The organism is Pseudoalteromonas sp. Ld19 (assembly GCF_045064135.1).
Taxonomy (GTDB): Bacteria; Pseudomonadota; Gammaproteobacteria; order Enterobacterales; family Alteromonadaceae; genus Pseudoalteromonas; species Pseudoalteromonas aliena.
The window spans coordinates 127,535-151,355 of sequence record NZ_JBISHA010000018.1 but is presented as its reverse complement, the minus strand read 5'-3'; the positions used below and the strand labels follow the sequence as shown (position 1 = coordinate 151,355).

Genomic DNA, 23,821 nt, shown 5'->3' with positions numbered 1-23,821 from the left:
CTAAAATAAATCACTTATTTGATGCAATTAGTATTAAGGACGTTAATTTAAAAAGAATATATTTATGAAGAATATTAAATAAGATTTTAGCTATATCACCCAAATGTTGTTTGAAGTGTAAGTTGGCATAAGAACATACGCTTTTACTGAGCTACAGCGCCGTAAGTGAAGTGTAACTTGGCATAATATTGAAGCTTATAATGGCATAAAGTTACCAAATATAAGCTTTAAAAAGCCGATCTCATAAGAATACTTACTAGTTTTTGTTAGCTGCTATGTACATATTGCGAACCTTGAGACTTCCGGTATAACTCAGGTAGATTATATTGCTTAGCCACCACTAACTGGCTTTATTATAGAGAAACCAGTCATCTAAAAGTTTCACATAATTTCCCCCCTAATGAGTATACAGACTCGATAAAATCAACGTCTTCAACAAAATTAAAGTATCTTGTTATGTCGCTTTTATTGATGTATTTAACAATTATGGGTTGAAGAGAAGTCGGTAAATTTGATTTTCGACTTTTATTTGCTATGTCTATATGTTTAAAAATACGTAGTAATCCCTCGGTTAAGTTTTTTCTTTCCGAAGCAGATTGAACGCTCAATTTATAGCTAGAGTACTCCTTCGCAATTCTTTCTATAAGTAATTTTGCATCAGGAACGTGCATTGTGAAAGTTTTTCGAATGCGATTTCCTATTGCTTTGTGAAAGGAGCTTCTCGCTAAAAACCTAATTTTTTCTAATTTATCAAAGTTGCTTTGGTCAGTTCCATTTCTATACGCTTTTTTTCTAATTAGTATTGCCAAAAATTCAAATATAATCTCGCTGTCAGAGTCTTCAACAGACTTATACACAACGCCCGAGCTGGCAAGAAAGTGAGTAAATCCTGCATCTAAAAACTTAGTTGAAAACCTATAAAAGCCGCTGTATGCACTTTTTTTGTATTCTTTGTCAAATATAAAATCAAAAAAAGTCCGATAACCGAAAGGATATCGTTTGAATAAGTATTTGCTTAGCAAGAATAAAAAAGAGTCATGAACCTCAAAATATTCTGATTCGCTAACGCGAAGGTATTCAGTTAGCTTGAGTATCGAATACGGTATTAATTGCTTTGCTTCAGATTCATGCAAATCATCAAGAAACACTTCTACTGTAGATAACAGAAACTTTTTGCTTTCATTTTTAGTCAAGAGCTTAAAAATGGCACCAATATAAAGAGTAATTTGTTCAATTAAGTTGCTATCGTAGCCGCTGTTAGCTGTAGACGCCAAACATCTATATAATGCATATGTTAACAAATTTTCATGATAAACGCCTTCATTCAAAAGCCGAGAGCCTTTAGACAACCCATTACTTAATACTTTGTAGGTTGCATTCAAAAACTCTAAACCATAGTCTCTTCCACTATAATTTAGAAGAAAAATAGCTCCTTCCAAACTACCATAACCCTTGCACAACTGCTCAATATGCAAAGGTGTGCCACTTCTAAAGGAATAGTATTGATATATGATCTTAAAATGGCTTTCTAGTGAGCTGTTTGTGCCAAAGTGCTCTCTGAATTTCTCGATATCAAAACTTTCTTCTATTGCTCTCACCGCGAAAAAATAAGCCCATAGTAAAGGAATATTTATTTTATAAACTGGTGCCGCATTAGATTCAGAAACTAATATGAGCCTAGTGTTAATTAGCTGGTTAATCGAAGTTTCACGTGCAGCTTTTTCTGCGTTTAAACTTCCTAAAAAATCAAGGGTTAAATGAAAACCCTCACGCTCTTCGCTGAAAAATTCTAACTGTTTTATGGAAGATAGTATTTTTCCACGGTCAGCGGAATTCAGGTTGAGTCTGTCAAAAATGTAATGAACTAAGAGTTTAAATATATCATTCACTTCATTAAAAGAAGCTAAAAGGTCGGCGTTTTCGGACATTACGCCTATTAATGCAGGCGGATAAAAATCAAGTTGCTCTAATTCTACATTTCTTTCCTGAAAAGTGTCGCACCAAAGCCTTTGAGAAACATTGAATTGAATATTAATTAAATCCAAATCATACCAATTAGCTAAGTAGGCTTTCTCGTCATTTTGCGACCCTGAATCAGACTGGTTTTTAAATTGAAATGAACTAAGTTTTGAGTATAAAGGGTTGCATATAATATTTACATGATCAGAACTCGTAATCACCCATCTTACATTTTTGTGTTTTGTTGAACTATCCATCGTTTCGATTATCTTTCTCAACGATATTCCAACTTCCTCAATTAACTCTTCAATTGTATCTATGATTAAAAGTGTATTAGTTTCTTCCACAATTTCAGGAATCTGAGAAAAATCACCATTGAGTACCTGATTTATTCGAACTCGCTTTACTTCTAACTCCTCATCAACACTTATACCTTCCCTATATGCACTCAATAGGTTTACGACTTTTAGACCTGCAATGTCCGAAAAAGATTTTTCGAGGCTTGATTTCCCAGAACCTAAAGTACCGTGAAAAAGTAAACTGTTGCAGGGTAAAATATTTTGAATTCGATTGTATTCTTGCCTCGTTAGAAATCGATCTTGAAACAATTGATAGGCAACTTTCTTATACTCTGAAATGGTTGAGTCATAAAGGCAACGCTTATATTCAGGAAAATTCCCACCTTCACCAATATCATCCAGCCTCTTTTTAGCTTTGCCCAAAATTTCTTCTAAAATTTTTTGCCAGCTAGGCGAATCTATGAGTTTTTTCGATAATTGAGGAATAACTTCGTAGTACATAGGTTCTCCTTGCTATAATCGTCCACTAGATAACTGTTTTGCAGCTTTGTCAAAAAGAGTTGCTACCATGTCTAAAACTGCCGACGCTGCTAGCATTGTAACAATTATCGGCTCTTTCAATTCGTCCGAGGAGTTAATAACCCAACTGATGGCGAAGAATAGTATAAAAATATTAATTGCAATACGTACCCATGGGTACAACTTTAAATATAATGCCGCTAATTCAATCTTTGTTGATTCATTCATTTTATTATTTAACTCCTTTTTTCATATGAAAATATTGATGCATATGTATCAATTAGAAATCCTTCTGATTATCTAAAAATGACTTAAGGTAGCTATAGCACAGCCAAAGGCTTGTAATCACCCTGTGATTAAAAGTACTATCAAATAAATCTCAATAGTATTTCCAGAGGACTGAATTTTAACATATCTCAGTTTTAGGTTTTCGCTCTCAAAATAGTCCAATTCATCTAAAAGAAGTTTGCTTTTGATTACAAAATAGTTATGTTTCAAATTCTAAAATAACTTCACACACGCCTTTTTCTACTCGTCTAAGTATTTCAGCATCAATCAATTTATTTATTCCGTCCGCGACAAACGCAGCTAATGAACTATCTGATAGATTATCACTAATACTTGGAGCACATTTTTTCACAAAAGCTATAACTTTTTTATTCTGAATTTTTAACATCGGTTGCTGTTTATTTCTAAATATTAGGTAAAGTGTATGAACAACAACCGCCTGACAAATATAGCTATTAGCAGACTCAACAGCTTTTAAGACAATCGGACGCTTAAAATCTTTTTGGTTACTCATGGCTAAAAGTACTGCACTTAAAAATATACACATATTCGTTTTTGCTTCAGTGCTAATTACTCTTTTTTTATTCAGCAAAGCTCCAATTTCTCTTACTTGGTTCACAATAAAATCTTTGTCGTCTTGATTAAATTCTGTAGCTCAACATGTGAAACAATTTAAATGCCTTGGTGTTATTAGCCCACATTTATCACAGAAAGATAAACTAGCTTGACCCTGATTTATCTGCGAGCCCAATTTTATATTACTGATTCCCGTCATTTTAAGATATTCAGTACTAGTATTACTCCAGCTAATAATTCCCTTTTTATGACAATTTAGTTGTAAGTGTGATATGAGTAGCTCTTGAATAAGGGGATTTAAATCACAGTAAAACAAGAACCCTTTCCATTCTTCACACCACTCCAGTTGAATGAAATCATCTACAACTAATCGCTTCTCAAAATTAAAATCCTGAATTTTATTTTTCATCAATCCTTTTTCAGCTATCGTATCTACTTTGTTAGGGTCAGCAGCCAAGATACGTTTCCCTAACTCGCTGTAACGCCCTTTCTTTATTAAGTTAGCGTTCAATAACACAAAGCATCTGCTAGTTGCTCTGGAATATGCACAGAAAAATTCAGAATCAGAAATGTTTTCTGATGAATAGATTATTACAACTGGTTTTTCTAAACCTCTAAACCGGCCAATACTTTCTACATCCACACCAGCAGGAACGAGATCAGCTGGCATACTAAGGTAACCCGGTTTTAATACGCAAATATCTTCCTTCGCTATACCATCGCTTAATAGCCTAGCAACGACCTGTCTCAGCCTTTGTGTTTGATCATGCGTAACTAATCTATGCAACGTATCTTTTTCTGGCTCCCGTTTATTTATGACTGCATAACGTGGAGTACTAAAAAGTTTTAATTCCTCACAGACAGCTTTGGGCATTCGTAAGCTCTCAGTGAGTAGATATGGAGTAACGTCCAATAGTTCAGACAAGAAACCTTCAGAGACTGAGCGTTCATACCCAAAAGCTTGAGCGTCATCACACATCACTATTATCTGTTTATCTTTAAATGAATTCTCGAATAATTTCCACGCTTCCTGACTTATAGCTTGGCCTTCATCAACCAATAAAGTATCAAATTCGTCTAATTTATTTTCTTTTACCACTTTAGACAAAGTCGATTCATCGTGAAATATAGCAGCTGGTTCATCACTATATTCAGAACAAAGCTTATTGAAACTTATAACTTTACAGTTAGACTCCCCTACCAGCTCTTTGGCAATTTTATCTGAAAGTAGCTTGTTGAACGTAACAACTAATGCTCGCTTTCCTTTCTTAACTATTTGTCGACATGCGTGAATAAGGACTATTGTTTTACCTGATCCTGGCCAGCCAGTAACCAAAGTTCTCTTACTCTCAACTGCTTGGTTAGCGTAGCTACTTTGCTCCTCTGTGAGCTTAAGCCAAGTCCTATTATCATCCTTAATCCTAGCTATCCAACAAGCTCTTCCATGACCTTGAGGCAGTAAACATTGTATTACTTTATTAACACCATTAATGCCTAAAGCACCTATGCCAAGGAGGGCTTTATAAAAATCCATCAGAGACTCTACCCTTTCAGCTTCATAAGTTAGATCTTCTTTGTCTATTACTAAACGAATACGCTTACCCATGTGCATATCAACATATTCAGGGGGTAAATTTAATCCGAAATCAGTATTAGGGAAGTAATAAGCTTTTCCTAGTCGACTATATATATTTGCATCTTTTAATATCTTTTGAATAGCGAAAACACCACGATTCAACTGTTCAAAAGGATCAAAATGGCTTCGGCTCTCTCCTTGGCTATAATAAAAACCATTGTCATTACGTGAAAAGTTACCGCCTTTTACCTCGATGGCTAACATGCCTTTTTCTGGATGAATTACTAAGAAGTCGACCTCACCTATTCCACTAGGATCATCGTATATTTCGACTAAAGCAGATGATAGCCAAGGAATTGAATGAATAACTGTGTATTCATCACTTAATCCTGTTTTTAATAATTGATATAGTTTAGGTTCTGCATAAAAACTATTATTGGATTTAGGCCCAAAATCAGGATACATTTTAGCCATCTATAATCTACCTTTTTACTGTCGTTAATACATTACGTACTACTTACTAATTTAAGTACTCTGGATTACTTCATATTGCAATTCAATTGCCCACATTAAAACAACTTATTAATCATAAACCACTGAATTACCGCATAACTTACAATAAATAAAACATGCTTTGCTTCTGAACTGTGTCATATCTTCATTCCCACAGTGGCACTTCAGCTTTTTATTTTTTTCATTTAGTTCAGCAATTAAACCTTCTTGAATAACTCTTGGCTGTATATATTTATCAGCTACAGATGCGTAAGCAGAGTTACCACTTAGTCTATTTTGCCTTTTTTCATCTAACCTTTTTCTATAATCATCGTTCTCTTGTTGGCGCTGTTTATATATCTGATCGGCTTCGTCTTTTGCATCAGTTTCTGACTGCTGAACATCAAAATAAATCAGGCTACTTTCGTTAAAGTGTAAGTCGTTCAAATTCACTAGTTTAGATTGCTCTGAACTGACAACTTGTACCTGAAAGCCTAAATCATCGATTCCGTATTGTGTATAAAAACACTTAAAAAACAGCTTGCTTTGATCTCGGCTAGTGATTTTTGATTCAAGGTCAAATATGTAAAGATTTTCGTTAGAGTTATAAAATATGTCTTTTCGGGTGAAGTTGTTTTTGTCTTGTAGAAATAGCCAAAGGACTGTAGCGCCTTGTTCTTTAAAAAATCGATCTCTTGCAACAATAACATCTAGTGGTACTTGGTCTAACACTAACTCAATAGCTATATCCATGCTGTGCGTGTTAGAGTAAAAACTTATATCTGGTCTTCGCCACGCTTTAGCTAGCCCCGTCTGAAATTGCTCTCGATAAGTTTGTTCTACTTGAATATTTTCATACTCAACTTCGCTTTTAAGAAAATTTGATATAGTCGATTTATAGTCTTTATGTTTTTTACTTTCTTTTATTCCATTGTAACTAATGGCCTGCAGTTCACTATCGGTGAGGCTTGTCGTGCTTTTTACAGGGCAATCTTCTGAACCAATAGGATGTTTGAAATGATGTTTTTGTGAGGAAGTTCCAGCAAGTATTAAAGGCTGAAAAAATGTAGCACATAATATACTACCAAGCCCTTCAGGCTCTCTTAGAAAGCGCCTAAGCTTAAATAGACCTGCTTCATCTAAAGACAGAACTTCATTAGAGGTATAGGTTTTTCCCTCATCAGGTAAAAACACTTTAAAGACTGTAGACATAAATTAAGCTTTTAATTCCATTTAAATGATCATACTTAAAGTAGCTAATTTAAAGATCAGAATATGGATAAGCAAGCTTTAATAATTTTATTTAAAAAGAGTATATTTACAAAGAATGTTTAATTAGATTTTAGCTATATCACCCAAATGAGGAATTTGGGTGGCAGTCTTACCAGCCACATCTCGGCACACACGTCACAAACTGTGGCTGCTCCCTTCCGGGCCTGACCAGGTTCGCCTGCTAGTGTTGCGAGAGGACCAATAAGACTACCATTGAGGGCCTTGGTTGGCGCGGGGGGATTATCTCTACTTTTGCTCTGTTATTCAAGGGATAATCTAAAAAGAAAGTGCGATTGCATACTTCATATACAATCGCGGCGTATTTAGCTGTTTTTGTGCATATTAATTACTCTCTAACTGAGCCTTAATATTACGCAGTGCTGCTTTTACTTTTTTCATGTTCTCAGGACCCATGCGTAAAAGTTGTTTTTGAGCAGCAGGTAATTGCTCCCATTCTGAAAATGCATACTGATATGTTACCGAGTTACGAAGTAATGGTAAGTCGCCTTGGGGCTCTGGCGTATCGAGTAGTAAATTAATTGCATCTGTTAGGGTTTGATTAAACTCATCATCGCCGTAACCTATTTCAGTGTATGCACTGTTAATAAGTGGTTTATATTCTTCGTACAAACGCACGGCTTGAGCTGCACTCATGCTGGTGAATACTTTTACATACGGTGTATAACGCTCATAACTGTTGGGATCAATCGTTAAAATATCCCCTTCAGTTACGCTAAAACTCTCTTCTGGTTTAATAACAGGTGCATGTTTTTTAGCGACTTTTCCTTGGGCAATGTTATCTATAAACACGACACCACGGCGAATTACATCGTCGGTTACCATTAAACTCATTACTGGGTCGCTAAAGTACTCGTCAATTTTAGTTACAACAACCGTGTCGCTTTCATTAAGGGCTGGGAGTGGCTTTACAATTGGTTTAGTTTCAGTCTCAGGTTTAGCTACAGACTGCGCAGGCACTTCAAGTTCAGCTGGTTTCTCTGGTTTTACAGAAAGTGTGCCCTGTTCAACGTCTTGAGCATTTTCTGGTTTAAGTTCAAGTATTGGCTGCTCTTTAACTGGCGGCTCGACTTCGGTGCGCGTTACTTGCTCATCGTTTGGTTTAAGCAATATAAAAGCAGCCGCGCATGCTACGACTATTAAAATAATAACGGCGAAAAGAAGGTTGTTATTCGGTGGACGTTTTTGAACATCTGACGCTTCTGGTTTATCTGACATACGAACTCCATAAAAATAAAAATGCGGTGTCACTTAGAGTGCGCTAAGTGGATTAAATTCATTCTACCAACAATACTAATGGCATTTAATACAAAATCGTTTAGCGAATGAAAAATACACGCTAAAGCCCTTGGTATTTAATGTAATTAGTATAAAAGTAGTTATCCTTTGATTCTTCTAGCTTAAAGACTTACAGTTAATAAATAAAGTAAAGACGTAGAACAGTTTAACCACCAATATGAAAATCAAGCAAGTTGATCCAAAAAAACCAAAAATAGCCTTGTTACTAACAGGTGGCGGCGCTCGTGCAGCTTATCAAGTTGGCGTACTAAAAGCGCTTGCTCATAGCATGCCACGCACCGCGCCATTACCGTTTAGAGTTATAAATGGCACCTCAGCAGGGGCAATTAACTCTGCTGCATTAGCATGTTACGCTTCTTGTGCGCATTTAGCAGTGAGGAAACTTGAATCTGTTTGGAAAAACTTTTCAACGTCTATGGTGTACAAAAGCGACTTTTTAAGTGTTTTTGGTCATATTGCTCGTAATATTTTAACGAGTTTTCAATCAGAGCATATTAACCACCCACCTGCGAGTTTGTTAAATAATCGTCCTCTTCGTGGCTTATTAAACGAGATATTAGATTTAAATCGAATTGAGCGTAACTTACATCGAAACTATTTAGATGCGTTATCGATCACAGCCTCCAGTTACACAACCGGTGACTCGGTGGCATTTTTTCAGTCAAATACGCAAGCACCTTGGCAACGCGCTAAACGAGAAGGACGTGCAACACGTATTAACGTTGAGCATTTAATGGCATCAAGTGCTATTCCAATGGTATTTCCAAGCGTAAATATTTATAACCACTATTTTGGCGATGGCTCTATTCATCAACTATCCCCGCTTAGTCCGTCTATTCATTTAGGCGCTGAAAAAATATTTATAATTGGGGTAGATGAGCCAAAGGAGCAGCATCCTCCTGGTTATTCAGCACATTACCCTGGCCTTTCTGCGGTTGCAGGGCATTTACTCGACAGTGTATTTACCGACACAATGCAGTCGGATTTAGAGCGTTTAGGCCGAGTAAACCGCACCTTAGGGCTATTACCCGCACGCGATAAACATCAAGAACTTAAACAAATTGAGGCGTTTGTAGTTAACCCTTCGCAAAACTTCAATGCTATTGCAGCGCAGTATTACAACGATATGCCGTGGGCTATTAAAGTGCTGCTTAGAATAATCGGTGTGAAAAAGCATTCGCAATCGAGTTTAACCAGTTACTTATTATTCGAAAAGCGCTACACCCAGCACTTAATGAAAATAGGCTATGAAGATGGCATGGCAAAATTGCCTGAAATACGCCAATTTTTAGAATTAGACTAACCTAAGCAACTATTCGATTCCGTCGAGCAGGTAGTGCTCTACCCGCTCAACACGACGTGGCTTGCCTTGCAAAACTAAAATATCGTTTGCCAATAACAAAGTTTGATCTGATGGGGCATCAATTTCACGATCTTGCCTGCGCAATGCTTTTATCGACACTTTTCGTTTTGCTAAGTTAAGCTCACTAATACTTTTATTTACGGCGTATGCTTTATCGGGCAATGCTATAACGTGCAAATACTCTAATCTGTCGCTGCTATTTTCATCGCCATCAATATGTTCGCCTGTAAAAAAACGTTGTAAAAACTGATAGCGGTTACGACGCTCTTTGCTTACGCGCCTAACAATTCGACTCATAGGCACGCCCGACATAGATAACACATGCGATACAAGCATTAAGCTTGCTTCTAACGTTTCGGGCACAACTTCGGTTACCCCCAATTCTTTTAATTTTTCGAGCTGACTATCATCTCGTGTGCGTATAAGTATTTTAACTTCGGGCGCTATTTGTTTAATGGCATCTATTACTACTTGTGTTTGCTCAAACTCGGTAAAGGTAATAATAACGAGACGCGCACGTTCTACACCGGCACATTTTAAAATATCTTTTTGTTTAACATGCCCATATATCACAGGCTCACCTGCGGCTTTGCCTTCTTGCACAAGTATTGGATTACTCTCAATAGCAACGTACTCGATTGCCTCAGGCTTTAAAAACCGTGCAATTGTTTGCCCTACTCTCGAAAAACCACAAATAACGACATGATTACTATAAAGTGTGCTGCTTTTAGGCTCGCTTTCCCAAGCCATGATTGCTCTATCAAGTACACCTAAACGTTTTAGTATAAATGGAGTTTTATCAATCAAAAATGGTGTAAATGCCATTGAAAGTACACCCAGTGCAATTAAAAATGAGGCTTGTTCGCTAGTTAATAGTTGCTGCTGACTGCCCAAAGCAATAAGCACAAAGCCAAACTCACCCATTTGCCAAAGCATAATTGCACATGCCAATGCATCTTGCTTTCGCTCTCCCATAAGCTGAGCACTGATTGCAACAACGGCAATTTTTAAAATTAATAAGCCAAGCAACGCGCCAATAATAAACAAGCCATTACTGAGCACATAAAGGATATCGAGCTGCATACCTACAGTTACAAAAAATAACCCCATTAAAATATCGCGAAAAGGCCTTATATCAGCCTCTAGTTGATGCCTATAATGACTCTCCCCTAGCATCATGCCAGCTAAAAAAGCGCCCAAAGCCATAGATAAGCCAAACATGTACGTTAAAAGTGCTGCAAATAAAGCAACCAATAATGTGGTAAGTACAAATAACTCATCAGTACGCACTAGCGCTATTTCATTAAATACTTTGGGAAGCACCCATTTGCCTATTGCCCATAACAATAAACACACAAATGCGCCCTTAGAAAGAGCAAAAGCGAGCGCCCAACTAATACTTTGCGAATCGCTTGTGGCAAGTAAAGGAAGAATAATAAGCAGAGGAACAACCGCGATATCCTGAAATAACAACATGCCGATGGCAAGTTGCCCTCGGCGCTGATTAAGCTCCCCTGTTTCTTTTAATAACTTAACCACTACCGCCGTAGAAGAAAGCGCCATAATAACGCCGATGGTAAAGCTGGTGAGCAAGCTAAAACTTAAGCTATACAGCGTAATAATAAACACAAAACTGGTTACTACAACTTGTAAGGAGCCTAAACCAAACACAATATTTCGCATTGCCATTAAACGTGAAATAGAAAATTCGAGCCCTAAACTAAATAACAAAAATACAATACCAAGCTCGGCCACAAAGTCGATTTCGTGCGTTTGCGCCATCCAACCAATACCATGACTACCCGCTAAAACGCCAGTTGCTAAGTACGCCAAAATAGGCGGCAAACCAATACGCTTAAAAAACCACACCAAAAGAACCGCCGCGACCAATAAGCCAAAAATTTGAACATTAATACTCTGCAAGTACGGCCTCTCGCGCTAATTAAACAGTGGAACTTACTTTAAATATAGCAAGCATCTGTTTTTCAGCCAGTTTTAAAATATGGCATAGAAATAGCTTGTTAAGTGTAAAGCAACACCCTCGGGGGAGAATAGAATGGAAAATGTCCATATTTTGACACAACGTGTAACTGGTCGCGGTGATTTTTTGCCGTTTTCAGCCGAACCTACACGTTTAGATGAGCCTACGGCAACGCATGAGCTTGTTACTGAATTACAAACTAGTTTAATCATTGAAGATATTTTGGCTATGTATGCAAAGTTTGCAAAAAAATTGCTGAACTTTTCAGGGCTACAGTTTCAATCAACGCTTGGTACTACACAAACATCAGATAGCAGTACTACAAGCACGCCATATTTTTACGATTTAAGCATTGGCAAAGAGCATTTAGGACAGCTAATATATTTTAGCCAGTATCCGCTTAATGCTGTAATTGAAAGAAAACTACGAGCTTTGCACGCTGCCCTTGTTTACCCACTTCGTAATGCAATGATGTATAGCCGAGTGTTAAAACTCGCGACAAAAGATGCATTAACAGGGTTAAATAATCGTAGTCAATTTAATGACATTTTATTACAAAAGCTTGAAAATTGCCGACGTTATCAACGCCCATTCAGCCTTATGTTGCTTGATTTAGATAACTTTAAACAAGTAAACGATAACTTTGGTCATAAAATTGGCGATGACACACTCATTGAGTTTTCTAAGATTTTATGCAGCAGTATTCGCGGCACCGACTCTGTATTTCGATTTGGCGGCGATGAATTTGCAATATTAATTGAAGATCCAGAGTTTACTACCAATAAAGTGATTGCTGAGCGTATTATGCGCCTAGTTAGGCACTCAAGTATGATGTTGCAATATAAAGTAACAACCAGTATTGGCTTTACATTAGCAAGCAGCAAAGATTGCGAAAATGAGATATTTGCTCGTGCGGATAAAGGTTTATACAAAGCAAAAGCGTCTGGCAGAAACTGCGCAAAAGCCTATTAGTCGCAGCATCTAAACCAATTTTCAATAAAAAGCCTAGCTTCCCCCGCTAGGCTTTTTATTGGTGCGTGTTTAGCCAAAAATGTGACTAATACCAAACTGCATAATTCTTTGATCAATTTAACGAATTAAATTGCACTATAACGTCGTTAAAAATTTTTTATTTAGAACAACTAGATTCAAAAATTTTTGCCTTGTTATTGCGCTATTTTTTTGTCGCTATAATAGATTATTAATTTAATGCCTTTGGTATAATTTATAAGCAACCAACGCCGCGCAAAAACCAAAAAAGAAACCACTCACTAAATTAAGCAGTGCAGTAATTCCAGCAAGCGGTGTAAATAAAACCAGCAGCAATGGCAGGCTTACGCCTAAAACAAAAAACAACCCACCTTTGCCTAACCAATAAGCTAATAAGAGCATTGCTGAGAGAGCACCACCAGCAATTGCATAACCTAAGGTAATAACATTCAACTCAAGTAAAACATTGGCTATAACTGCAATTATAGCTGTAATTAACATACCCATTGGCGCTTTAGTTATCAACGATAAACCAACATGCGGCTGTTTACTCATTTATTTACACTCCCAAAAAATACCACTTTCATCAATATGGTTAGCACTTATAAAATAGCCAACCACTTGCACTAATTCATCATTATAAAAAATAAGCGGCACACTGGCGCGAAGCCACGGCGCTATTTTTGCATCCTTAAACCAATGTTTAACTGTATTACTACCAGGCTTTTTAAGTGGTTTTATACGCGCGCTATTGCAATTAAAGCGCACTATTACTTGCTCATTAGAGTATGGAGGTCTTAGTCCGCAACCGATGTTTTTAATTAATAAGCGCCCGTCTGCAAGTGTTAGCTCTGAATGATTAAGCTCGACATCTGTTAATACTTCACTTGGTGTTACAAAATACAAATCCCCTTGATGACGACGTATTTGACCATCTAGCAAATCAATACGTATTTGCGCGTCGTTTTTTGCATTTATTGCTTGATCTATAATTTGCTCAAGTTGCTTTTGCGATGGCATCACTTGTGTAAATAGTGCAAGCCATGTACGTACAATATTTGCAATGCGCGCTGGGCTGTATTCGCTTATTTTGCTAATGCACAGTGCTTGATGCTCGTTAACACACTTATTTAAATCAAGCTCGGTATATTCATCAAGTAGAGTTTGTTGTTGCTGTAGTAGCTCAATGCTTCGTGCAGTGCATTGCTCAAATCCATTAAAGCGCTCAGCTAACACAGGCACTATTTTTGAGCGTAAAAAATTACGATCAAAACTTTCATCTGTATTAGAGTCATCGGTTATGTGGTTAATACCAAACTGCGCTGCAAACGCTTCTATATCGCTGCGCGTTACATTTAACAATGGCCTAAAGCACACTCGCCCACTTTGCAGCAAACGCGCTTTATGCATAGCACCAAGCCCTTTTAAACCAGAACCTCGCTTTAAGCGCAGTAAAAACGTTTCTATTTGGTCGTTTAAATGTTGGCCCAGTAAAATAATGCTCCCTTTTGAGCTTTGCTCATCAAGTGCTTTGTAACGGGCGTCGCGTGCTTGGGCTTCAAGGCTGGTGCGCGACTGCGGCTTAATAACAACTTTCGCAGCTTCAAAAGGCACCTCAAGATCAATGCATACGTTTTTACAAAAGCCTTGCCAATTATCAGCATACTGACTCAAGCCATGGTTAACATATATAGCCGAGATATTAATTGCAGGGTTATCTGCTTTTAAAGCTCGCATTAAATACAGCAACACCACAGAATCAACCCCACCAGAGAGCGCCACAGTAAAATCAGTATTGCCTTGCTCAATATAGTTATTTAGTGATTTTTTTAATTGCTGATAAATTGCTGATGTATGCATATGGGCGCACTTTAATATAAAAACTCTGGGTATTTTAAAGCAAAAAAGCCGCATAAGCGGCTTTTTTTAACATTAAATGTGCTTAACAATAGCCAAACGACATTAAACGTTTATAACGTTGATCAAGCATTTCCTCAAGCGTAAGTGCTTGTAAGTCTGCTAAGTCACGTTTAAGGCGAACTTTTAAATTACGTGCCATAGCATCGTAATTGCGGTGCGCACCACCTAGAGGCTCATCAACTAAGTTGTTGATTAAGTCTAATTCTTTAACGCGCTCTGCGGTTACACCCATTGCTTCTGCTGCAAGCGGTGCTTTATCAGCGCTTTTCCAAAGAATAGACGCACAACCTTCAGGCGAAATTACTGAGTAAGTGCTGTACTGCAACATATTAACTCTGTCGCCAACACCAATCGCTAATGCACCACCTGAACCGCCTTCACCAATCACCGTACATATTGTCGGCACTTTAAGTGTCGCCATTACTTTTAAGTTACGCGCGATTGCTTCAGATTGCCCACGTTCTTCAGCGCCAACACCTGGGTATGCACCTGGCGTGTCGATAAAGGTCATGATTGGCATTTTAAAACGCTCAGCCATTTCCATTAAACGTAATGCTTTACGGTAACCTTCTGGCTTTGGCATACCAAAGTTGCGTTTAATTTTTTCAGCCGTATCACGGCCTTTTTGTTGGCCGATAACCATGACTGGTTCGCCATCTAAACGCGCTATACCACCTAAAATAGCAGGATCGTTAGCAAAAGTACGATCGCCAGAAAACTCATCAAATTCCGTGAAAATGCGCTCGATATAATCTCGAGTGTAAGGACGCAACGGATGACGTGCTAACTGTGATACTTGCCAAGCACCTAAATTAGAAAATATCTCCTGTTTTTGTTTGGCACTTTTTTCTTTTAATTTGCTGACTTCCTCTTCTAACTCAAGGTCTAATTCGCCAGCGCGGCTTATATTTTGTAATTCTTCAATTTTTGCTTCTAATTCTGCAATCGGAAGCTCAAAATCAAGATAATTGAGGCTCATGCTCTAAACTACCTAATTAGTTAAATTCTAGTTCTACATCTTGCGCCGCCATTAGCGATAACTTATGAATTAAGTCGTCACTTGGCGTAACACACCATTCGATACCAAGAGTTAATTGCGCCAACGCATCTGGACGTTGGTAATAAACTTTGATCGGACACGTTCCCATTTTGTATGGTTCGAGTACTTTTTGTAATTTATCGAAGAAACCAGCCTCGACTTGCACCATGTTCAGCGTCATTTTAATCGCTTTAATACGTTTTTCACGCGCTTGAGCTATGGTGTTTATTTCTCTCGCGGTCATTGTAATACCACCAGAGAAGTTATCAAAGCTGACCTGTCCAGATATTACCAAGATATTATTAACTTGCAGCATATCTTGGTACTTTTCAAACTCGTCTGAATACAAGCGTACATCAATGCGTGCACTCTTGTCATCTAAAGTTACTAAGGCCCAGCGATTTCCTTTTTTATTAATTAATACCCTAGAAGCAATCACTAAACCAGCGGCCGTTGCGAACACGTCGCGATTAGTTGGCTGTAAATCAACTATTTTTCCACTGGTGTAATGCTTAAGTTCACGGCGGTACTGATTTATCGGATGCCCTGTTAAATAAAGGCCTAGGGTTTCTTTTTCGCCATCTAACCATTCGTTATCGGTGAGGCCTGTGGCTTTAATAAAGGCTTGTTCAACTTCATCTGGTTCGGTGGCTAATAAACCAAACAAATCACTTTGCCCTAATAACTCAGCTTTGTTGTGTTGGTCGGCCGCACGCATCGCACTTTTTAAACTAGCTAATAACGTAGCACGCCCAGGTTGGGTTTTTTCTGGCCCTAAATTATCCAGTGCGCCTGAGTAAATTAATTTTTCAGTAACACGTTTATTTAAGCGTTTTAAGTCAACGCGGGCACAAAAATCAAATAAATCCTTAAATGGTCCCCCTTTTGCACGCGCTTCTAAAATAGCATCAACTGGTGCTTCACCCACCCCTTTAATAGCGCCAATGCCGTAAACAATTTCACCTTGCAGATTTACTGTAAATTTAAATTCGCCTGCGTTTACGTCGGGTGGCAATAAGGTGAGCTTCATGTTTTCACATTCATCCACCAAAATAACTATTTTGTCGGTGTTATCCATGTCGGCCGACATTACCGCAGCCATAAACTCTGCAGGATGATGGGTTTTCATCCACAGCGTTTGATACGATACCAGTGCGTACGCCGCTGAGTGAGATTTGTTAAAGCCGTAACCAGCGAATTTTTCTACCAAGTCGAAGATTTTTATCGCGAGCTCGCCGTCAATGCCGTTATTTCGTGCGCCATCTTCAAATGTTGAACGCTGCTTTGCCATTTCTTCGGGTTTTTTCTTACCCATCGCACGACGCAACATGTCGGCACCACCGAGCGTGTAACCTGCTAGTACTTGCGCAATTTGCATTACTTGTTCTTGATACAAGATAATACCGTACGTTGGATCAAGTATTGGTTTTAAGCTTTCGTGCTGATATTGCGCATCTGGGTATGAGATTTCTTCTCGGCCCAACTTTCGGTCGATAAAGTTATCTACCATGCCTGATTGCAGCGGCCCTGGGCGGAACAAGGCCACAAGTGCAATCATATCTTCAAAGCAATCGGGCTTTAGACGGCGTACTAAGTCTTTCATACCGCGCGATTCTAGCTGGAATACAGCGGTCGTTTCGGCGCGAAGTAGCAACTCGATACTTTTTTTATCATCCAGTGGAATGGTATTTATATCAACTAGATCTTTACCTTGGCGCTCCATGCGCACATTGGTCATATCGACCGCCCACTGCAATATAGTCAGTGTACGCAAGCCCAAGAAATCGAACTTAACTAAGCCTGCGGTTTCTACGTCGTTTTTATCAAACTGTGTGACCGGAAACTTACCTTCGTCATCGCAATAAAGCGCAGCAAAATCAGTAATCGTGGTTGGCGATATTACTACGCCACCCGCATGTTTACCGGCGTTACGTGTACACCCTTCAAGGATGCGACACATGTCGATTAAATCTTTTACTTCGTTGTCGCCATCGTAGGCTTCTTGCAAGCGTGGCTCTATATCAAACGCTTTTGCAAGTGTCATCCCGGGATCGCCTGGAATCATTTTTGAAATACGATCAACGAATCCATAAGGATGCCCAAGCACTCGCCCTACATCGCGTATTACCGCTTTTGCAGCCATAGTACCAAAGGTAATAATTTGCGATACTGCGTTACGCCCATACAAAGCAGACACGTGATCAATTACTTCGTCTCGTCTATCCATACAGAAATCGACGTCGAAATCGGGCATTGATACACGTTCAGGATTCAAAAATCGCTCAAAAAGTAAATCGAATTCAAGCGGATCCAAATCGGTAATTTTAAGTGCGTACGCAACTAACGAACCCGCACCTGAACCACGACCTGGTCCAACCGGAATATTGTTATCTTTACTCCACTGAATAAACTCCATTACGATTAAGAAGTAACCTGGGAATCCCATTTGGTTAATTACGCCAAGCTCTATATCAAGTCGCTCATCGTATTCAACACGTTTTACTTTTCGCTCTTCTTCATCGGGGAATAAAAACTGTAATCGCTCTTCAAGACCGTCTTCTGATACTTTAACTAAAAACTCATCAATCTTAAGTGAGCCCGTTGGGTAATCAGGTAAAAAGTAAGTCCCTAGCTGAACCGTTACATTACAACGTTTAGCGATTTCTACTGTGTTTTTTAGCGCTTCTGGAATGTCGCTAAACAGCTCAGCCATTTGCTCTGGTGTTTTTAGGTATTGTTCTTCAGAGAACCGTTTAGGCCTGCGTTTATCATCAAGTGTGTAACCGTCAAAAATAGCAACGCGAATTTCATGCGCTTCAAAGTTTTCAGGCTTTAAAAATACCACTTCGTTGGTGGCTACAACAGGTAACTGCTCTTTAACTGCAAGCTCTACCGCCATGTGCAAGTAGTCTTCTTCTAAAGGGCGATTGGTGCGAACAAGCTCAAGGTAGTAGTTATCGCTAAAATGCTGCTTATAAAAACTAACAACCGATTCAATAACACTTGGATTATTTTTTAATAACGCTTTACCTAAATCACCGTCTTTAGCGCCTGAGAGAATAATTAAGCCCGTTTTGTGTTCCACCAGCCATTCTCGGTCAATCACTGGGCGATGAAACACATGCCCACGTTGATACGCTTTAGATATTAATAAGGTAATGTTTTTATAGCCGTCATTGTCTTTGGCTAATATGGTTAAGCGGCTTGGCTCGTCAGGAAATTCAGGACTACGAACCCAAAAATCAGCACCCACAATAGGTTTAATACCGGCGTTATGCGTTGCGCCATAAAAGCGCACTAAGCCACAAAAGTTCATTTGATCGGTAATCGCAATAGCCGGCATTTGCAGCTCTTGCGCTTTAGCGACTATCGGCTTTGTTTTAGCAAGGCCGTCAACCATCGAAAAATCTGAATGAACCCTTAAATGAACAAAATCAGGAGCAGCCATGCTTAACCCTCACCATTGGCTTGCGCCAAAACGCGCTGCACAGGTTTAAAGCTTTTACGATGCTCCGCAATGGCGCCATACTGCTCAAGCGCCGCAAAATGTGCTTTAGTTGGATACCCTTTGTGCCCCGCAAAGCCATATTCAGGGTGGCGTTTATCAAGTTCAATCATTTCGTCATCGCGCGCTACTTTAGCTAAAATAGATGCGGCTGAAATTTCTGCTACTAAGCTATCGCCTTTAACAACGGCTTGCGCTGGCATAGTGAGTTTTGGTAAGCGGTTTCCATCTATAAATACAAATTCAGGTTGTGTGCTTAACGCCTCTACTGCGCGGGTCATGGCAAGCATCGTTGCGTGCAGAATATTTAATTCATCAATCTCTGTCGGATTGCAGCGACCATAGGCGTAACACAATGCTTTTTCTTTAATTTCAATAGCAAGTGCTTGGCGTTTTTTATCTGTTAATTTTTTAGAATCCGCTAAGCCAGCAATAGGTTTAGTGGGATCTAAAATAACGGCGGCAGTGACCACATCGCCAACAAGTGGGCCGCGCCCTACTTCGTCAACACCGGCAATTAAGGCTACGTTGGGTCTATCAATTTGCATTTATTAACTCCGCCACAGCGTTGGCTGCTTGTTCGCTGGCATTTAATCTAATTTTTTCGTGAATAGCTAAAAAGCGTGCTTTTAGCGCTCTGTTATTAGTGTTAAGCATAGGAGTAAGCGCGTTTGTTAAGTTAGTCACGTTACACTCACTTTGTAAAAACTCAGGGACGAGTTCTTCGTCGGCTAATAAATTAGGCAGCGAAAAGTACTTAATATTAAAGGTAAATAAGGTTTTAAAAATCCAATAACTCAACGGCTTTATTTTATAGCCCACTACCATAGGTTTTTTATATAGCATACCTTCTAGTGTTGCAGTACCCGACGCTAATAAAATAGCATCGGCGGCTTGCATCGCTAACTTTGATTGCCCATCAAGCAGGTTAACATTTAGGCTTGGTGCTGTGGCATTTAAAATAGCGATAAATTGCGCTTTGCGTTTTTCGTTTACTAGTGGCACCACAATTTTAAGATTGGGGTTTTGCGCTTGCAGTTCTGCAGCCGTTTTAATGTAAGTTTCACTTAGTAAACCAACTTCAGAGCCTCGACTACCAGGCAGCAATGCCAGTACTTTGTCATCAAGGCTTAAACCTAATTCTTCACGAGCTTTGCTGTCGTCGTGCTCAAGTGCTATATCGTCAGCCAAAGTATGGCCCACAAATGTACACGGTACTTGATGTTTATCGTAAAATTCTTTTTCAAATGGTAATAGTGCAAGGACTAAGTTAGTCGCTGCACTTATGGTATGAATACGCTTTTCGCGCCATGCCCATACCGATGGACTGACGTATTGCACCGTTTTAATGCCCGCATCTTTAAGCTGCTTTTCTACTCGTAAATTAAAATCGGGAGCATCGATGCCAATATATACATCTGGTGGGTTATCAACAAAGTGCTGCACGAGTTGTTTACGAATTTTAAGTAAACGCGGCAAACGCCCTAACACTTCAACAAGCCCCATTACCGAAAGCTCTTCCATATCGAACAAGGTTTTACAGCCCTGCGCTTGCATTTTAGGCCCCGCTATTCCTTCAAAAATAGCATTAGGGAAGTGTTGCTTAAGCGCTTTTATTAAGCCTTCGCCTAAAATATCGCCCGACAGTTCACCTGCCACAATACCAATACGTAGTTGTTTTTTATCTTTATTCATTTGATTTTATTTCACAAGTAAACCAAGCGTTCATGCTTGTTAGTTTACCGTGTTTTAGTGTTTGATTAAACGCTTTAAATAACTGGTTTTTTATAAGCAAATTTAATTTATTGAATTATTTATTTTTAATACTCATGTAGCATATGAAATATATATTAAGTTTTGCTAATATACGTATTGACAAAAATTGCACAAACGTAAATAATATTACAAACTTTCAGTAACTACTGAAAGCTCAACAAGTCTAACTTTGCCAATTATTATATTGCCCTGTTAATCCGTCACTTTTAAGGAGCTAATAATGATAGATGAAACCTTTGTGGATCTATCGCGATTACAGTTTGCTGTTACCGCTCTCTTTCATTTTTTATTTGTACCTCTCACTATAGGTATGACCTGGATTTTAGTAATCATGGAATCGGTTTATGTTATGACCGGTCGCGAGATTTACCGTGATATGACTAAGTTTTGGGGAAAATTGTTTGGTATTAACTTTGCGATTGGTGTGGCCACAGGCCTTACCATGGAATTTGAGTTTGGTACTAACTGGTCTTATTACTCCCATTACGTAGGTGATGTTTTTGGTGCCCCGCTGGCTATTGAGGGCTTAATGGCATTCTTTTTAGAATCAACCTTTGTGGGGATGTTCTTTTTAGGCTGGGACAGGCTTTCTAAGCGCCAACATTTAGGGGCAACCTTTTTAATGGCGTTGGGAACAAATATGTCGGCACTATGGATTTTAATCGCTAACGGTTGGATGCAAAATCCTGTGGGCGCTGAGTTTAACTATCAAACTATGCGTATGGAAATGACCAGTTTTGCAGAGCTTGTGTTTAATCCTGTAGCGCAAGTTAAGTTTATTCATACCGTATCGGCAGGTTACGTAGCTGCCTCGATGTTTGTACTGGGCATAAGTAGTTGGTACATATTAAAAGGTCGTGATTTAGCGTTTGCTAAACGTTCTTTCTCGGTTGCATCTGGCTTTGGTTTAGCGTCTATTTTATGTGTAATTTTACTCGGTGATGAATCAGGCTACGAAGTCGGCGAAGTTCAAAAAGTTAAACTTGCCACAATTGAAGCAGAATGGCACACAGAAGAAGCCCCCGCTGCATTTACTGCGTTTGGTTTTCCTGACTCAGAAGAGCAAGTTACCCATGCCGCAGTTAAAATACCTTATGCGCTTGGTTTAATTGCTACGCGCTCACTCGATGAGCAAGTAACGGGAATTAACGACTTAGAAAAACAACACGAAGTGCGTATTCGCAACGGCATGATTGCTTATGAATACCTTACAAAACTCAGAAACGGCGAAGATACACCAGAAAACATAGCCAAATTTGATACCCTAAAAGACGACTTGGGCTATGGTTTGTTGCTTAAGCGCTACACACCTGATGTTGTAGACGCCACAGAAGAGCACATTCAAAAAGCCGTTAAAGACTCATTCCCTAAAGTAGGCCCTATGTTCTGGTCATTTAGGATTATGGTTGCCTGTGGCGTAGCCATGCTCGCGGTATTTATTTTAGCATTTTACTACAACGCACATCGCGTTATTGAGCAAAAGCGCTGGTTGTTATGGGCTGCAGTATTGAGTATTCCACTACCTTGGATAGCGATTGAATTTGGCTGGATAGTTGCTGAGTATGGCCGTCAACCTTGGGCTATATCTGAAATACTGCCGACCTTTTTAGCGACATCGTCACTGACAGTAAACGATATTTTAATTAGCTTAACTGGGTTTATTGTTTTCTACACTGGTTTAGCCATTGTGGAAGGCTGGCTGATGATCCGGTTTGTTAAGCAAGGACCAAGCTCGCTACATACTGGTAAGTATCATTTTGAATTACCAAACAAAGCTGAGAAAACTGAAGGAGAGCAATCATGATTTTTGATTATGAAACGTTAAAAATGCTTTGGTGGTTGATCATTGGTGTGCTGCTTATTGGTTTTGCTATTACCGATGGTATGGATATGGGCGTTGCTATGTTGCTTCGCCTCGTTGGTAAAACAGATTCAGAGCGCCGCACAGTAATCAACACTATTGGCCCGCATTGGGATGGTAATCAAGTATGGTTTATAACTGCAGGCGGCGCGTTATTTGCAGCGTGGCCTATGGTTTATGCTGCCGCATTTTCGGGCTTTTACTTTGCCATGATGCTGGTACTTTTTGCCTTATTTTTTAGACCACTTGGATTTGATTACCGCAGTAAAGTAGACTCAAAACGCTGGCGCAACAACTGGGATTGGGGCTTGCTTGCAGGCAGCGCGATTCCAGCTCTCGTTTTTGGCGTTGCATTTGGTAATTTATTTTTAGGCGTACCATTTAATATTGATAACCTAATGCGTGTTAGCTACCAAGGCTCATTTTTTGGCTTACTTAACCCATTTGGATTACTGGCAGGTTTAGTAAGTATTACCATGTTAGTTGCGCATGCGGGAATGTGGTTACAACTTCGTACAGCAAGTGTAGTCGCAGAGCGTTCGGGTCAGTATGGTCGTTATTCGCTGATTGTATTTATTGTATTATTTGCTGCTGCTGGTTTTTGGGTTGCTAATTTAACCGGTTACCAAATTGTATCTATGGCTGATACACAGAGTCATGCAGATCCTTTAGCTAAAGTAGTCACAACAGCGCAAGGTGCTTGGTTAAGTAATTATAGCATTCATCCGTGGACAATGACCTTCCCTATTTTAGCGTTTGCAATGGCATTAAGTGCACTTGTATTTTCTAAATTAAATAAGCCAGCGCTTGGACTTATTTCAACAAGCTTAATGTTAATTGGCGTAATAATGACGGCGGGTGTATCACTGTTCCCATTTATTATGCCATCAAGCAATAATCCAAATATTAGCTTAACAATTTGGGATGCGGTATCGAGTCATAAAACGCTCAATGTAATGTTTGTCGCAGTGTGTATTTTTGTACCACTTATTTTGACCTATACCACTTGGTGTTACGTAAAAATGTGGCGCAGAGTAACGGTTGAAGAAATTGAAAACAACACTCACGGTAGCTATTAAGGAGACTAA

At 39.0% G+C, this 23,821-nt stretch carries 17 protein-coding genes and 1 other RNA gene; 4 read left to right on the top strand and 14 right to left on the bottom strand.

The annotated features are described in order from the left end of the window. Window positions 1–368: 368 nt before the first annotated feature. The 7 genes from ACJJVZ_RS08435 to ACJJVZ_RS08405 form a co-directional block, all read right to left on the bottom strand. Window positions 369–2,759 carry a hypothetical protein gene (locus tag ACJJVZ_RS08435; protein WP_405599727.1) on the bottom strand — a complete coding sequence of 797 codons (2,391 nt, stop codon included), beginning with the start codon at window positions 2,757–2,759 and terminating at the stop codon, window positions 369–371. A 12-nt stretch (window positions 2,760–2,771) separates the two neighbouring features. Next, complete coding sequence (locus ACJJVZ_RS08430) at window positions 2,772–3,005, bottom strand: hypothetical protein (protein ID WP_033028539.1); 234 nt, start codon at window positions 3,003–3,005, stop codon at window positions 2,772–2,774. A gap of 259 nt (window positions 3,006–3,264) precedes the next feature. Continuing rightward, window positions 3,265–3,684, bottom strand: coding sequence for a hypothetical protein (locus ACJJVZ_RS08425; protein WP_405599725.1), 420 nt, complete (start codon window positions 3,682–3,684; stop codon window positions 3,265–3,267). A gap of 36 nt (window positions 3,685–3,720) precedes the next feature. After that, window positions 3,721–5,691 carry an AAA family ATPase gene (locus ACJJVZ_RS08420; RefSeq protein WP_405599723.1) on the bottom strand — a complete coding sequence of 657 codons (1,971 nt, stop codon included), beginning with the start codon at window positions 5,689–5,691 and terminating at the stop codon, window positions 3,721–3,723. Between the two features lie 108 nt (window positions 5,692–5,799). Further along, complete coding sequence (locus tag ACJJVZ_RS08415; RefSeq protein ID WP_405599721.1) at window positions 5,800–6,921, bottom strand: hypothetical protein; 1,122 nt, start codon at window positions 6,919–6,921, stop codon at window positions 5,800–5,802. 167 nt (window positions 6,922–7,088) lie between these two features. Further along, an RNA gene (gene ffs / locus ACJJVZ_RS08410) (signal recognition particle sRNA small type) lies at window positions 7,089–7,185 on the bottom strand. A gap of 138 nt (window positions 7,186–7,323) precedes the next feature. Continuing rightward, window positions 7,324–8,217: a DUF3014 domain-containing protein gene (locus ACJJVZ_RS08405; RefSeq protein WP_405599718.1), complete on the bottom strand. Its 894-nt coding sequence runs from the start codon at window positions 8,215–8,217 to the stop codon at window positions 7,324–7,326. A gap of 238 nt (window positions 8,218–8,455) precedes the next feature. On the opposite strand from ACJJVZ_RS08405, the gene ACJJVZ_RS08400 reads away from it, so the two are divergent. Next, a complete protein-coding gene (locus ACJJVZ_RS08400) occupies window positions 8,456–9,601 on the top strand; it encodes a patatin-like phospholipase family protein (RefSeq protein WP_193155926.1) in 1,146 nt (381 codons plus the stop codon). 9 nt (window positions 9,602–9,610) lie between these two features. On the opposite strand, the gene ACJJVZ_RS08395 is transcribed toward ACJJVZ_RS08400, so the two are convergent. Next, window positions 9,611–11,584 carry a monovalent cation:proton antiporter-2 (CPA2) family protein gene (locus ACJJVZ_RS08395; protein WP_405599716.1) on the bottom strand — a complete coding sequence of 658 codons (1,974 nt, stop codon included), beginning with the start codon at window positions 11,582–11,584 and terminating at the stop codon, window positions 9,611–9,613. 133 nt (window positions 11,585–11,717) lie between these two features. On the opposite strand from ACJJVZ_RS08395, the gene ACJJVZ_RS08390 reads away from it, so the two are divergent. After that, window positions 11,718–12,614: a GGDEF domain-containing protein gene (locus ACJJVZ_RS08390; RefSeq protein ID WP_077537438.1), complete on the top strand. Its 897-nt coding sequence runs from the start codon at window positions 11,718–11,720 to the stop codon at window positions 12,612–12,614. A 234-nt stretch (window positions 12,615–12,848) separates the two neighbouring features. Here ACJJVZ_RS08390 and ACJJVZ_RS08385 read toward each other — a convergent pair whose 3' ends face one another. The 6 genes from ACJJVZ_RS08385 to lpxB all read right to left on the bottom strand — a co-directional run bounded on the left by ACJJVZ_RS08385 (window position 12,849) and on the right by lpxB (window position 20,791). Next, window positions 12,849–13,187 (bottom strand): hypothetical protein, encoded by a 339-nt coding sequence (locus ACJJVZ_RS08385; RefSeq protein WP_193155928.1) that lies wholly within the window; start codon window positions 13,185–13,187, stop codon window positions 12,849–12,851. Then, complete coding sequence (gene tilS / locus ACJJVZ_RS08380; protein WP_405599712.1) at window positions 13,188–14,492, bottom strand: tRNA lysidine(34) synthetase TilS; 1,305 nt, start codon at window positions 14,490–14,492, stop codon at window positions 13,188–13,190. Between the two features lie 82 nt (window positions 14,493–14,574). Further along, window positions 14,575–15,531, bottom strand: a complete 957-nt coding sequence (gene accA, locus ACJJVZ_RS08375) for an acetyl-CoA carboxylase carboxyl transferase subunit alpha (protein WP_077537435.1) — start codon at window positions 15,529–15,531, stop codon at window positions 14,575–14,577. 16 nt (window positions 15,532–15,547) lie between these two features. After that, the gene (gene dnaE, locus ACJJVZ_RS08370) at window positions 15,548–19,039 is read right to left on the bottom strand and encodes a DNA polymerase III subunit alpha (RefSeq protein WP_405599710.1); all 3,492 of its coding nucleotides are present in this window, start codon (window positions 19,037–19,039) and stop codon (window positions 15,548–15,550) included. A gap of 2 nt (window positions 19,040–19,041) precedes the next feature. Next, entirely contained in the window at window positions 19,042–19,644 is a 603-nt protein-coding gene (rnhB, locus tag ACJJVZ_RS08365) for a ribonuclease HII (RefSeq protein ID WP_193155931.1), read from the bottom strand. After that, a complete protein-coding gene (gene lpxB, locus ACJJVZ_RS08360) occupies window positions 19,634–20,791 on the bottom strand; it encodes a lipid-A-disaccharide synthase (RefSeq protein ID WP_405599707.1) in 1,158 nt (385 codons plus the stop codon). The genes rnhB and lpxB overlap by 11 nt, the downstream gene beginning before the upstream one ends. Window positions 20,792–21,092: 301 nt before the next feature. Here lpxB and ACJJVZ_RS08355 point away from each other — a divergent pair, with 301 nt between their 5' ends. Together ACJJVZ_RS08355 and cydB are read left to right on the top strand one after the other, a co-directional pair. Then, the gene (locus tag ACJJVZ_RS08355) at window positions 21,093–22,676 is read left to right on the top strand and encodes a cytochrome ubiquinol oxidase subunit I (protein ID WP_405599705.1); all 1,584 of its coding nucleotides are present in this window, start codon (window positions 21,093–21,095) and stop codon (window positions 22,674–22,676) included. Continuing rightward, window positions 22,673–23,812: a cytochrome d ubiquinol oxidase subunit II gene (gene cydB, locus ACJJVZ_RS08350; protein WP_405599703.1), complete on the top strand. Its 1,140-nt coding sequence runs from the start codon at window positions 22,673–22,675 to the stop codon at window positions 23,810–23,812. The genes ACJJVZ_RS08355 and cydB overlap by 4 nt, the downstream gene beginning before the upstream one ends. Window positions 23,813–23,821: the final 9 nt, after the last annotated feature.